11 protein-coding genes are annotated in these 12454 nt (G+C 71.3%); 4 read left to right on the top strand and 7 right to left on the bottom strand.

Translation table 11 applies throughout. The annotated features are described in order from the left end of the window. Positions 1-92: 92 nt before the first annotated feature. From J2X68_RS21160 to J2X68_RS21150, 3 genes are all read right to left on the bottom strand, one after another. Positions 93-1181 (bottom strand): branched-chain amino acid aminotransferase, encoded by a 1089-nt coding sequence (locus J2X68_RS21160; RefSeq protein ID WP_310434106.1) that lies wholly within the window; start codon positions 1179-1181, stop codon positions 93-95. 248 nt (positions 1182-1429) lie between these two features. Next, on the bottom strand, positions 1430-2473 hold the full coding sequence (locus tag J2X68_RS21155) for a 3-isopropylmalate dehydrogenase (protein ID WP_310434105.1): 1044 nt from the start codon (positions 2471-2473) through the stop codon (positions 1430-1432). Between the two features lie 218 nt (positions 2474-2691). Further along, positions 2692-2823, bottom strand: a complete 132-nt coding sequence (locus J2X68_RS21150) for a hypothetical protein (protein WP_133930177.1) — start codon at positions 2821-2823, stop codon at positions 2692-2694. 399 nt (positions 2824-3222) lie between these two features. Between J2X68_RS21150 and J2X68_RS21145 the strand changes: the two genes are divergently transcribed. After that, positions 3223-3456, top strand: a complete 234-nt coding sequence (locus tag J2X68_RS21145; RefSeq protein ID WP_310434104.1) for a hypothetical protein — start codon at positions 3223-3225, stop codon at positions 3454-3456. Positions 3457-3499: 43 nt separating this feature from the next. Further along, on the top strand, positions 3500-4384 hold the full coding sequence (locus J2X68_RS21140; RefSeq protein ID WP_310434103.1) for an alpha/beta fold hydrolase: 885 nt from the start codon (positions 3500-3502) through the stop codon (positions 4382-4384). A gap of 88 nt (positions 4385-4472) precedes the next feature. On the opposite strand, the gene pruA is transcribed toward J2X68_RS21140, so the two are convergent. Together pruA and J2X68_RS21130 are read right to left on the bottom strand one after the other, a co-directional pair. After that, positions 4473-6113, bottom strand: a complete 1641-nt coding sequence (gene pruA / locus J2X68_RS21135) for an L-glutamate gamma-semialdehyde dehydrogenase (RefSeq protein ID WP_310434102.1) — start codon at positions 6111-6113, stop codon at positions 4473-4475. Positions 6114-6162: 49 nt separating this feature from the next. Then, positions 6163-7089: a proline dehydrogenase family protein gene (locus J2X68_RS21130; protein WP_310434101.1), complete on the bottom strand. Its 927-nt coding sequence runs from the start codon at positions 7087-7089 to the stop codon at positions 6163-6165. Between the two features lie 164 nt (positions 7090-7253). Here J2X68_RS21130 and J2X68_RS21125 point away from each other — a divergent pair, with 164 nt between their 5' ends. Next, positions 7254-8441: a helix-turn-helix domain-containing protein gene (locus J2X68_RS21125; RefSeq protein ID WP_310434100.1), complete on the top strand. Its 1188-nt coding sequence runs from the start codon at positions 7254-7256 to the stop codon at positions 8439-8441. Between the two features lie 24 nt (positions 8442-8465). On the opposite strand, the gene J2X68_RS21120 is transcribed toward J2X68_RS21125, so the two are convergent. After that, positions 8466-9056 (bottom strand): TetR/AcrR family transcriptional regulator, encoded by a 591-nt coding sequence (locus J2X68_RS21120; protein WP_310434099.1) that lies wholly within the window; start codon positions 9054-9056, stop codon positions 8466-8468. A gap of 97 nt (positions 9057-9153) precedes the next feature. Between J2X68_RS21120 and J2X68_RS21115 the strand changes: the two genes are divergently transcribed. After that, the gene (locus J2X68_RS21115) at positions 9154-10710 is read left to right on the top strand and encodes an MFS transporter (RefSeq protein ID WP_399040446.1); all 1557 of its coding nucleotides are present in this window, start codon (positions 9154-9156) and stop codon (positions 10708-10710) included. A gap of 86 nt (positions 10711-10796) precedes the next feature. Here the strand turns inward: J2X68_RS21115 and serA are convergent, their stop codons facing one another. Beyond that, the gene (gene serA, locus J2X68_RS21110) at positions 10797-12386 is read right to left on the bottom strand and encodes a phosphoglycerate dehydrogenase (protein ID WP_310434098.1); all 1590 of its coding nucleotides are present in this window, start codon (positions 12384-12386) and stop codon (positions 10797-10799) included. Positions 12387-12454 lie beyond the last annotated feature (68 nt).

Below are 12454 nucleotides of genomic sequence, written 5' to 3'. Positions count from 1 at the left end.
GAGCAGATTTTGAGCGCTGCTCAAACAGTGGACAGCCCCGAGAACGCGTCAGGGCCACCCCGGACGGGGTGGCCCTGACGGGAAAGAGGCGACTAGCCCAGCTCGTGCATCCAGCCGTGCTTGTCCTCGGCCGTGCCGCGCTGGATGTCCAGCAGGGCCTGACGGAGCTTGAGGGTGACCTCGCCGGGCTCGCCGCCCGACTGCCGCCACTCGCCCGCGGTGCGCTTGACCGTGCCGACCGGGGTGATCACGGCGGCGGTGCCGCAGGCGAAGACCTCCTTGAGGGCGCCGCTCTCGGAGTCGCGCTGCCACTGCTCGACCGAGACCCGGCCCTCCACGGCCTCGTAGCCGAGGTCGCGGGCGACGGTGAGGAGGCTGTCGCGGGTGACGCCCTCCAGGATGGAGCCCGTGAGCGACGGCGTGATGATCTTGTCGTCGTACACGAAGTACAGGTTCATGCCGCCGAGCTCCTCGACCCACTTGCGCTCGACCGCGTCGAGGTAGCAGACCTGGGCGCAGCCCTGGGCGGCGGCCTCGGCCTGGGCGAGCAGGGACGCGGCATAGTTGCCGCCCGTCTTGGCGTCGCCCATGCCGCCGGGCACGGCGCGCACGTGCTCCTCGGAGACCCAGATGGAGACGGGCTTGACGCCGCCCGGGAAGTAGGCGCCGGCCGGCGAGGCGATGACGAGGAACAGGTACTCGTTGGCCGGCTTCACGCCCAGGCCGACCTCGGTCGCGATCATGAACGGCCGCAGGTACAGGGACTCCTCGCCGCCGTGGGCGGGCACCCAGTCCTTGTCCTGGCCGACCAGCGCGTCGCAGGCCTCGATGAACGTCTCGACCGGCAGTTCGGGCATGGCCAGGCGGCGGGCCGAGCGCTGGAAGCGCTTGGCGTTCTGGTCCGGGCGGAAGGTGGCGACCGAGCCGTCGGGGCGGCGGTACGCCTTCAGTCCCTCGAAGATCTCCTGCGCGTAGTGCAGGACGTTCGTGGCCGGGTCGAGGGGGATCGGCGCGTACGGAACGAGCTGACCGTCGTGCCAGCCCCGGCCCTCGGTCCACTTGATCGTCACCATGTGGTCGGTGAAGTGGCGGCCGAACCCGGGGTTCGCCAGGATCGCCTGCCGCTCGGCGGCGGAGGTCGGACTGGCGGAGGGCTTGAGCTCGATCGTGGGCGTCGTCATGAGTGGTTGTCCTTCACCGGTTGTAGTGACGGGCCGCGCTCACGCCCGTACGGCCAGTGGCCGGTGCTAGGACGTCCGAGCATTGCCTCATACCGCGGCTCCGCGTTCGATTATCGCAAGCGGCGGACCAGGTCCAAAACGGCGTGAATGCGACCCAGGGTTGATGGTGGCACCCGGCGGGGGACATGCGGAAGCCGCCGGGTGCGGTTGCGACCCGGCGGCTTCGAAAGGTTTCGCGCAGCGCGGGGTCAGCCGGCTACGCGTACGGCGAGCGCGTCGCCGATCTCGGAGGTGCTGCGCGCGGGCAGCGAGCCGCGCTCCTCCAGGTCGGCGGAGACGGCCTCCTCGATGCGGACGGCCTCGGCCTCGTGGCCGAGGTGGCGCAGCAGCAGGGCGACGGACAGGACCGTGGCGGTGGGGTCGGCCTTGCCCTGGCCGGCGATGTCCGGGGCCGAGCCGTGCACCGGCTCGAACATGGACGGGAACTCGCCGGACGGGTTGATGTTCCCGCTCGCGGCGACGCCGATGCCGCCGGAGACGGCCGCGGCGAGGTCGGTGATGATGTCGCCGAAGAGGTTGTCGGTGACGATGACGTCGAACCGCGCGGGGTCCGTGACGAGGTAGATCGTCGCGGCGTCCACGTGGATGTAGTCCGTGGTGACGTCGGGGAACTCCTCGGCCACCCGGTGGAAGACGTTCGTCCAGAGGTGCCCGGCGAAGGCCAGCACGTTGTTCTTGTGGACCAGCGTGAGCTTCTTGCGGGGGCGGGCCTGGGCGCGGGCGAAGGCGTCCCGGACCACGCGCTCGACACCGAAGGCCGTGTTCACGGAGACCTCGGTGGCGACCTCGTGCGGGGTGCCCTTGCGGATCGTGCCGCCGTTGCCGGTGTACGGACCCTCGGTGCCCTCGCGGACCACGATGAAGTCGATCTCGGGCTGGCCCGCCAGCGGGGTGGCGACACCCGGGAGGAGCTTCGACGGACGCAGGTTGACGTGGTGGTCGAAGAGGAAGCGCAGCTTGAGCAGGAAACCCCGCTCCAGGACGCCGGAGGGGACGCTCGGGTCGCCGATCGCGCCGAGCAGGATGGCGTCGTGCCGCTTGAGCGCCTCGGCGTCCGCGTCGGTGAGGGTCTCACCGGTGGCGTGGTAGCGCCGGGCGCCGAAGTCGTACTCCTCGGTCTCCAGCTTCACATCCTGCGGGAGGACGGCGGAGAGGACCTTGAGACCTTCGGCCACGACCTCCTGGCCGATGCCGTCACCGGGAATCACTGCGAGATTGAGGCTGCGAGACATACGGGAACCGTACTCCTCGTCCCATGGGATGACATGGACTGTCCGCCATACGGACACAGAAGTCGCGGCGCGGACCCGGTGGAGCGGATCCGGCAAGGGGTGCGGACCGGCGTGCGCATCGGGGTGGGGGGCGGAGTGCGGCGCGGTCCCGAAGTCCCGTTCGGGGTCCGCGCCGCACCCCGTGCGGGTGCGGCTCCCGGACTGCTGGGCGGCTCGGCTCAGTGGCCGGTCTCGCCACCGTTGTCACGGCGGTCGAGGGCGCGCTGGAGCGCCGCGGCGGCGTTCTTGCGGTCGGAATCGCTCGTACGGGAGATGTGACGGACTCGGCGGCGGACGGTCGTCTCGGCCATGGGAAATCGACTCCTTCGAATTCCAGGGAGTGCGGAAGGGGGTTGCGAGACGCCGGATGGGGCGGGGAGCGGGCCGCAGGGGTTGCCTGCGTGGGGCCCGGCTCACGACCGCCATTCGCTTGGTCGAGCGAGACGTTCGGCTCCTACAAAGCTAAGGGAGGAGCACGCGACTGTCTCCACAATTACTCGGGCTTCCTACTATCTGAGACGGCGCTCCGGCTCACCCCGTGCCGACCTGCGGTTTCGCCGACGACCTCAATTCCCGGACGAGTGCCCGGACGGCCGACGCCGCGGCCGACCCCGGGGTCGTGACACAGCCGACCCTGACGGGTGGGCCGCTCGGGGCCCAGGTCGGTGATCTCCGCCCCGGGGGGCGTCCGGGCGAGGGAGAGCACGGGCGTGATCGCCGTCCCCGGACCGCCGCCCACCCTCGACAGCGCCGCCCCCGTCGTCCTCGCGGACGCGCCGGACGCGGGCGCCGGCCGGGGCGGTCCGGGCGCCGAACGTCCGCGCCCGAACAGGACGACCCCCACCATGACCTCGATGCCCCAGCGGATCGTGGACGCGTTCCTGCCGATGCCGCGCGGCGGGAACACGGGGAAGATCCCGGCATGCCGGTCACCTAACCCTTAAAAGTCTCTTGACCGGTTAGTGACGTCCGTGGTGCACTCGGTGCATGACCCTCCACGCCCCTCGCCAGGTCCGTCACCGCACCACCACCGTCCGCGGCCACGAGGTGTACTACCGGGAGGCAGGCCCGGCCGACGCGCCGGTCCTGCTGCTTCTGCACGGCTTCCCGAGCAGCTCCCACATGTTCCGCGACCTGATCCCGCTGCTCGCCGACAGCCATCGCGTCATCGCCCCCGACCACATCGGCTTCGGCCGGTCGGCCGCGCCCGCGGACTTCCGGTACACCTTCGACGAACTGGCCGCCGTCACCGGGGAGTTCACCGAGCAGCTCGGCCTGAAGGAGTTCGCGCTCTACATCCAGGACTACGGCTCCCCCATCGGCCTGCGCCTCGCCCTCGCCCACCCCGACCGGGTGACCGCGATCGTCACGCAGAACGGCAACGCCTACGAGGAGGGGCTCGGGGAGCAGGCATGGGCGCCGGTGCGGGCGCTGATCGCGGAGCGGACCCCGCGGACCGAGGCGGCGGTGCGGGAGATCAGCAGCCCGGAGGGGATCAGGTGGCAGTACCTGCACGGGGTCCCGCCGGAGCGGCAGGAGTTCGTGAGCCCGGACGCCTACGAGCACGACACGGCCCTGATGGCCCGGCCCGGCCGGCCGGAGATCCAGCTCGACCTGATCTCCGACTACGGCTCCAACTTCGCCCTCTACCCGGCCTTCCAGGAGTACTTCCGCACCCGTCAGGTCCCGCTGCTGGCGGTCTGGGGCGCGGGCGACGAGATCTTCGTCCCGGCCGGCGCGCTCGCGTTCCGCCGCGACCTGCCGGGGGCGGAGGTGCACCTGCTGCCCACCGGGCACTTCGCCCTGGAGACGCACGCGGGCCAGATCGCGGCGCTGATCGAGGACTTCCTCGGAAGGGTCCGCACCCGCTGAGGCGGGGGAACGCGGAGGCGGGGAGCGGCGCGACGGGGGGAGGGGACGGGCGTCCGCCCGTCCCCTCCCCCCGTCGTACGACGACGCGTCAGCCCATGTGCGGGTACGCGTAGTCGGTCGGCGCGACCAGCGTCTCCTTGATGGCGCGGGTCAGGGTCCAGCGCATCAGGTTCTGCGGCGCGCCGGCCTTGTCGTTGGTGCCGGAGGCACGGCCGCCGCCGAAGGGCTGCTGGCCGACCACGGCGCCGGTCGACTTGTCGTTGATGTAGAAGTTGCCGGCCGCGTAGCGCAGCTTCTCCATCGTGTACGCGGCGGCCGCGCGGTCGCCCGAGACGACCGAGCCCGTCAGCGCGTAGTCCGAGACCGACTCCATCTGCGTCAGCATCTCGTCGTACGCCTCGGGCGAGCTGTCGTCGTACACGTGCACGGCGAGGAACGGGCCGAAGTACTCGGTCGTGAAGACCTCGTTCTCCGGGTCGGTGCACTCGACGACGGTCGGGCGGACGAAGTAGCCGACCGAGTCGTCGTAGGAGCCGCCCGCGACGATCGTGCAGGTCGGGTCCGCCTTCGCGCGGTCGATCGCCGCCTTGTTCTTGGCGAACGACCGCTCGTCGATGACGGCGCCGATGAAGTTCGACAGGTCGGTGACGTCACCCATCGTGAGGTAGTCGACCTCGGCCGCGAACTCCTCCTTGAAACCGGAGTTCCAGATCGACGCCGGGATGTACGCGCGGGAGGTCGCGCTGCACTTCTGGCCCTGGTACTCGAAGGCGCCGCGGGTGAGGGCGGTCTTCAGGACCGCGCGGTCCGCGCTCGGGTGGGCGACGACGAAGTCCTTGCCGCCGGTCTCCCCGACCAGACGCGGGTAGGAGCGGTACTTCTCGATGTTGGCGCCGACCGTCTTCCACAGGTGCTGGAAGGTCTTCGTCGAGCCGGTGAAGTGGATGCCGGCGAGGTCGCGGTGGTTGAGGGCGACCTCGGAGACCTCCAGGCCGTCACCCGTGACCAGGTTGATCACGCCCTTGGGCAGACCGGCCTCCTCCAGCAGCTGCATGAGCAGCACGGCGGCGTGCGTCTGCGTCGGGGACGGCTTCCACACGACGACGTTGCCCATCAGCGCGGGCGCGGTCGGCAGGTTGCCCGCGATGGCCGTGAAGTTGAACGGCGTGATCGCGTAGACGAAGCCCTCGAGCGGCCGGTGGTCGAGGCGGTTCCACACACCCGGGGAGTTCGCCGGGGGCTGCTCGGCCAGGATCTGGCGGGCGTAGGCCACGTTGAAGCGCCAGAAGTCGACCAGCTCGCAGGGACAGTCGATCTCGGCCTGCTGGGCGGTCTTCGACTGGCCGAGCATGGTGGAGGCGGCGAGCGTCTCGCGCCAGGGGCCGGCGAGCAGTTCGGCGGCGCGCAGGATGATCGCGGCCCGGTCGTCGAAGGACATCGCGCGCCAGGCGGGCGCGGCGGCGAGGGCCGCGTCGACGGCGTCCTGCGCGTCCTGCCGCGTGGCGTTGGCGTAGGTGCCGAGGCGGGCCTTGTGGTTGTGCGGCTGCACGACGTCGAACCGCTCGCCGCCGCCCATCCGTCGCTCGCCGCCGATGGTGCAGGGCAGGTCGATCGGGTTGTCGGCCAGCTCCTTGAGCTTGGCCTCCAGCCGGGCGCGCTCCGGCGAGCCGGGGGCGTAGCCGTGCACCGGCTCGTTGACGGGGGTGGGGACCTGGGTTACCGCGTCCATGTCTTCCGTTACTCCTTCTGAGCGGGTGTTTCTGGCGGGGGGTGCGGGCTCAGCCCTTGCTGATCATCGAACGGACGAAGAACCGCAGGTTGGCCGGCTTCTCCGCGAGCCGGCGCATGAAGTAGCCGTACCAGTCGGTGCCGTAGGCGGTGTAGACGCGCATGCGGTGGCCCTCGGCGGCCAGCCGCAGGTGCTCGTCGCCGCGGATGCCGTACAGCATCTGGAACTCGTACTCGTCCAGCTTGCGCCCGGCCTTGCGGGCGAGCTCCTGCGCGATGGAGATCAGGCGCGGGTCGTGGGACCCGATCATGGGGTACCCCTCGCCCTCCATCAGCGTGCGCAGGATCCGGACGTACGCCTTGTCGATCTCGTGCTTCTGCTGGTAGGCGACCTCGGCGGGCTCCTTGTACGCGCCCTTCACGAGCCGTACCCGGCTGCCGCTCGCCGCGAGGCGGCGGGCGTCGGCCTCGGTGCGGAAGAGGTAGGCCTGGATGACACAGCCGGTCTGCGGGAAGTCCTTCCGCAGTTCCTCGTGGATGGCGAACATCGAGTCGAGGGTGGTGTGGTCCTCGGCGTCGAGGGTGACGGTGGTGCCGATGGCGGCGGCGGCCTCGACCACCGGGCGCACGTTGGCGAGGGCCAGCTCATGGCCGCCGTCCAGCGCCTGGCCGAACATCGACAGCTTGACGGACATCTCGACCCGCTCGCCGAGCTCCAGCTCCGCGAGCCGGTCGATCAGCGCCAGGTAGGCGTCCCGGGCGGCGGCGGCCTGCTCGGGGGTGGTGATGTCCTCACCGACGACGTCCATCGTCAGCTCCAGCCCGGAGGCGGTGAGCTCCTCGACGATCGGGACGATGTCGTCGACCGTCTCACCGGGGATGAAGCGGTCCACGACCTGCTTCGTCACCGGGGCCGCCGAGATCAGGCGTCGCATCCGGTCGCTGCGCGAAGCGGCGAGAATCACGGGACCCAGCACGGGGCACCTCCACATACCAACCCATACGAGGCCGTCGCCCGACGATCGGGGAACGGCACGGAGAACCACCGTGAAACCTAAGGATCCCTCCGATCGTGGGCCATCGACAGCTGTCACGCATCCGCGTCGTGGATCTCAGACAGATGTATGAAAGGGCGGCGGTCATGCGGGAGAATGCCTGGGTGACAGCCGACCACACAGGTGACCACCAGGAGCTCGTCGACGAGATCTCCGAACTGCTCGGCGCTCCCGCGACCCTGGAGAACCGGGATTTCGAGCTGATCGCCTTCGGCGCGTACGACAGCGAGGGCGAGCTCGACGCGTCGGCGCTGGATCCGGTGCGCACCCGCTCGATCCTGACCCGGCGCTCCACGGCCGCGGTCCGCACCTGGTTCGAGGGCTTCGGCATCACCCGCGCGACCGGCCCGGTGCGGATCCCGCCGACCCCGGAGGCCGGCGTGTACCGGGGGCGCGTCTGTCTCCCCGTACGGCACCGGGGAGTCGTCCTCGGCTACGTCTGGCTGCTCGACGACGACCCCGGGCCCTCGGACGCCCAGCTGGCGGCCGCGATGGAGGTCACCGGCCGGATCGGCGCCCTGCTCGCCGACGAGGCGCAGCACGGCGCGGACCTCACCCGTGAGCTGCGCGCGGTGCTCACCGCTCGGCCCGACTGGCAGCGGGACATGGCGGTGGCGGAGCTGCGCACCGCGCTCGGCGCCCGCGCGGACGGCCCGCACACGGTGGTGTGCGTGACGCCCTGGCCGTCCGCCGACCCGGACGACGCGCCCTCGCTGCGTACGCTGCCGGGGGCGACGGCACTGTGCACCGTCCCCCGGGGCGCCGCTTCCCAGTCCCTGGCCCTGCTGGTCCGGCTGCGCTCGACGGACACCCTGACCCCGGCGACCTCGGCGGCGGCCCGGCTGCTGGAGCGCGCGGGGGCGTCCGCCGCGGGCGTGGCCGCGGGGCGGGTCGGCCTGGCGGAACTCGGCGCCGCCTGGCAGGAGGCGTCGGCCTCGGCACGGGCGGCGCTCGCGGAGCCCGGCCTCGGCCCGGTCGCCCGGTGGGCGTCCATCGGCCCCTACCGCCTGCTGACCACCCTGCCCAGGGAGACCGCCAAGGACCCCGCCGTCCGCACGCTGTTGGCGCCCGCCCACCGCGAACTCGCCCGCACGGCCGAGGTCTACCTCGACCGCGCGGGCCAAGCGGGCCGCACGGCGGCCGAGTTGGGAATCCACCGGCAGACCCTCTACTACCGGCTGTCCCGGGTGGAACAGCTGACCGGCCTGGACCTGGACGACGGCGAGGACCGGCTCCTCCTGCACATGACCCTCAAGGCGGCCCGGCTGCCCTAGGCGCCTGTCCGGCGGCCCGGCGGCTCAGCTCTTCGTGGCGCCCTTCATCACCCGGCGCAGCCCTTCGGTGAGCTGTGCCGCGTCGGTCGCCGAGTCCGGGTCGAAGAGCCACTGGACCATGAGCCCGTTGAGGAGCGTCTGGTAGAAGCGGCCCTCCGTGTCGACGGTCTCCTTGTCGAGCTGGTCCTCCGGGACGCCGTTGAACATGGGCACGATCCCCGAGCGGCCCTCCTCCTGTGCCGCGGCCAGCAGCGTGCGCACCTCGGGGAGCCGGTCGCCCTGGACGATGAGCTCGAAGCTGAGCAGCCAGACGGCCCGCGTCCGGGGCACCGAGCCGATGATGCCGGCCCACACCTCCTGGAAGCGCTCCAGCGAGCCGGGGGCCGCCGCCGTCTCGCCCCCCACGCCCCAGCCGGGGTCGAACTCGTCGCCCGCACCCTCGATCAGCGAGACGTACGCCTGCACCAGGAGCGCGTCCTTCGAGCCGTAGTGGTAGCCGATGGACGCCAGGTTGGTCCCCGACTCCTTGACGATGTCCCGCGCGGTCGTCCGCAGGAACCCCTTCTCCAGCAGGCAGCGCTTGGCGCCTTCGAGCAGATCCTCACGGTGTCCCATGGCCGCCAGCCTACCTTCGATCCATACAGCCGTCCTATACGTATGACTTATACATGTGTTCTAGACAAGCGTTTAATACGCTCGTACAGTCACCGCCATGACCCACTCCGCGAACCCGACGAACCCGACCGGCACGAAGACCCCGGCGGACTCCCCCGCGCCCCCCGCGGGCCGTGCCGGCCGCCGTGAATGGACCGCGCTGGGCGTCCTGATGCTGCCGCTGCTGCTGGTCTCCATGGACGTCTCCGTCCTCTACTTCGCCATCCCGGCGATCAGCGCGGACCTGCGGCCGACGGGCACCCAGCAGCTCTGGATCTTCGACATCTACGCCTTCGTCCTGGCGGGCCTGCTGATGACGATGGGCTCGCTCGGCGACCGCATCGGCCGCCGCAGGCTGCTGCTGATCGGCGCCGCCGCCTTCGGCGCCGCCTCGCTGATCGCCGCGTACGCGGACAGCGCCGAGACCCTGATCGCGGCCCGCGCGGTGCTCGGCATCGGCGGCGCGACCCTGATGCCCTCGACCATGGCCCTGATCCGCACGATGTTCACCGACCCGGCCCAGCGCGCCAAGGCGATCGGCCTGTGGTCCGCGGTGATGACGGGCGGCATCGCGCTCGGTTCGGTGATGAGCGGCCTGCTGGTCGAGTACTTCTGGTGGGGCTCGGTCTTCCTGGTCAACCTGCCCGCGATGGTCCTGCTGCTGGTCCTCGGCCCGGTCCTGCTGCCGGAGTCCCGCGACCCCGCCCCCGGCCGCTTCGACCGGCTGAGCGTCCCGCTGTCGATGGCCGCCGTACTGCCCGTGATCTACGGCCTCAAGGAGATCCCGTCCGAGGGCTGGCACGCGCGGTACGTCGTCTCGGTCACCGTCGGACTGCTCTTCGCGGCCCTCTTCGTCCACCGCCAGCGCACCACGGCCTCACCGATGATCTCCCCGGCCCTGTTCCGCGGGTACGGCTTCGCCCCCGCCCTCGCCCTCAACCTGGTCTCCGCCTTCGGCATGATGGGCTCGGCGTTCTTCACCACCCAGTACCTCCAGTCCGTCCTCGGCAGGAGCGCGCTGGAGGCAGCCCTGTGGGCCCTGCTCCCCTCGGTGCCGATCGGCCTCGCGGCCCCGGTGGCGACCTCCCTGGTCCAGAGGGGCGTCCACCGCGCCTACGTGGTGACGGCCGGCTTCGCGATCGGCGCGAGCGGCTATGCGCTGCTGGCCCTCGCGGGCACGGACTCGATGTGGCTCGTGCTGACCGCCTGCGCGGTCCTGGCCTGCGGGATCGTCATGGTCCTGTCCCAGATGACGGACCTGGCGCTGAGCGCGGCCCCGGTCGAACGCGCCGGATCCGCGTCCGCGCTGCTGGAGACCGGCACCGAGTTCGGCGGCGCCCTCGGCATGGCCGTCCTCGGCTCCATCGGCACGGCGATCTACCGTCACGACATCCCGGCCACGGCCCCGGGCGAGGCCCGCGAGACCCTCGGCGGCGCCCTGGCGGTGGCGGGCCGGCTCCCGGGGCGCACGGGAGACGCCCTGGCGGCGACGGCACGCGAGGCGTTCACGAGCGGGATGCAGGGCGCGGCGATCGCCGGCGCGCTCCTCCTGGCCGGAGCGGCGGCAGCGGCATCGGTCACGCTGCGGCGGATCCGGGTCGACGGCAAGAGGTGACCCACGCGGAAGGAGCCGGGCGGGCTGGATCGCACCAGCCCGCCCGGCTCCTTCGTCCGAGTCGCGTTCAGTGAGGTGAGGCCACCTCAGACGAGGTTCACCGCACGCGCGGACGTCGCGCCGATCTCCTCGGCGACCTCCGCCAGCACCGCGGCGGGAACGGTGTCGTCCACCGTCAGCACGGCCAGCGCCTCGCCGCCCACGGCCGCACGCGCGACCTGCATACCGGCGATGTTGATGCCCGCCTCGCCGAAGACCCGGCCCACGGTGCCGACGACACCCGGACGGTCCTCGTACTTGAGGACGACCATGTGATCGGCGAGCGCGAGGTCGACGTCGTACTCGCCGACCGCGACGATCTTCTGGAGGTGCTTCGGACCGGCCAGCGTGCCGGAGACCGACACCTCCTCGCCGTCCGAGAGCGTGCCGCGCACGGTGACCACGTTGCGGTGGTCGGCCGACTCGGAGCTGGTGGTCAGCCGCACCTCGACGCCGCGCTCCTGCGCGAACAGGGGGGCGTTGACGTACGAGACGGTCTCGTCGACGACGTCCTCGAAGACGCCCTTGAGCGCCGACAGCTCCAGCACCTTCACGTCGTGCTGGGTGATCTCGCCGTACACCTCGACGTCGAGGCGGACCGCGACCTCACCGGCGAGTGCGGTGAAGATCCGGCCGAGGCGCTCGGCGAGGGGCAGACCGGGCTTGACGTCCTCGGCGATGACCCCGCCCTGGACGTTCACCGCGTCCGGCACCAGTTCCCCCGCGAGGGCGAGGCGCACCGAGCGCGCGACCGCGATACCGGCCTTCTCCTGGGCCTCGTCGGTCGAGGCGCCGAGGTGCGGGGTGGCCACGACCTGGTCGAACTCGAAGAGCGGGGAGTCCGTGCAGGGCTCCTTCGCGTACACGTCGAGGCCGGCGCCGGCGACGCGGCCCTCCTTCAGCGCCGAGTACAGCGCCTCCTCGTCGACGATCCCGCCGCGCGCGGCGTTGACGATGCGCACGCTCGGCTTGACCTTGCGCAGCGCCTCGTCGCCGATGAGACCGACCGTCTCCGGGGTCTTCGGCAGGTGGACCGTGATGAAGTCGGAGACCTCGAGCAGCTCGTCCAGCGAGAGGACCTTCACGCCCATCTGCGCGGCGCGGGCGGGCTGGATGTAGGGGTCGTACGCGACGACCTTCATGCCGAAGCCGGACATGCGCTGCGCGACGAGCGCACCGATGCGGCCGAGGCCGACGACGCCGAGGGTCTTCTCGGCCAGCTCGACGCCCGTGTACTTGCTGCGCTTCCACTCGCCGTTCTTCAGCGCGGCGTTGGCCTGCGGAATGTGGCGGGCGGTGGCGAGCAGCAGACCGCAGGCCAGTTCGGCCGCGGTCACGATGTTGGAGGTCGGGGCGTTGACGACCATCACGCCGGCCTTGGTGGCGGCGGGCACGTCGACGTTGTCCAGGCCGACGCCGGCTCGTGCGACGACCTTCAGTTTCTTCGCGGCGGCGATCGCCTCGGCGTCCACCTTGGTGGCCGAGCGGATCAGGATCGCGTCGACATCGGCGATGGCCGGGAGCAGTTCGGCTCGGTCCGCTCCGTTGGCGTGCCGGATCTCGAAGTCCGGGCCAAGCGCGTCCACGGTCGCGGGCGACAGCTCTTCAGCGATGAGTACGACAGGTTTCGAGCTCACGTGAGTCCTCACAAGTCCAATGCGTGCGGACGGCCGTCCCGACGGCCGCAGGCGGAGGAGGGGCTAGC

The organism is Streptomyces sp. 3330, from assembly GCF_031456635.1.
In the GTDB taxonomy this organism is placed as follows: domain Bacteria; phylum Actinomycetota; class Actinomycetes; order Streptomycetales; family Streptomycetaceae; genus Streptomyces.
This window is presented reverse-complemented; position numbering and strand designations above follow the sequence as displayed.

Coding starts and splice junctions, on each gene's coding strand:
- J2X68_RS21160 (WP_310434106.1), bottom strand. CDS start 1,181: ATGACGACGCCCACGATCGAGCTCAAGCCCTCCGCCAGTCCGACCTCC.
- J2X68_RS21155 (WP_310434105.1), bottom strand. CDS start 2,473: ATGTCTCGCAGCCTCAATCTCGCAGTGATTCCCGGTGACGGCATCGGC.
- J2X68_RS21150 (WP_133930177.1), bottom strand. CDS start 2,823: ATGGCCGAGACGACCGTCCGCCGCCGAGTCCGTCACATCTCCCGTACG.
- J2X68_RS21140 (WP_310434103.1), top strand. CDS start 3,500: ATGACCCTCCACGCCCCTCGCCAGGTCCGTCACCGCACCACCACCGTC.
- pruA (WP_310434102.1), bottom strand. CDS start 6,113: ATGGACGCGGTAACCCAGGTCCCCACCCCCGTCAACGAGCCGGTGCAC.
- J2X68_RS21125 (WP_310434100.1), top strand. CDS start 7,254: ATGCGGGAGAATGCCTGGGTGACAGCCGACCACACAGGTGACCACCAG.
- J2X68_RS21120 (WP_310434099.1), bottom strand. CDS start 9,056: ATGGGACACCGTGAGGATCTGCTCGAAGGCGCCAAGCGCTGCCTGCTG.
- J2X68_RS21115 (WP_399040446.1), top strand. CDS start 9,154: ATGACCCACTCCGCGAACCCGACGAACCCGACCGGCACGAAGACCCCG.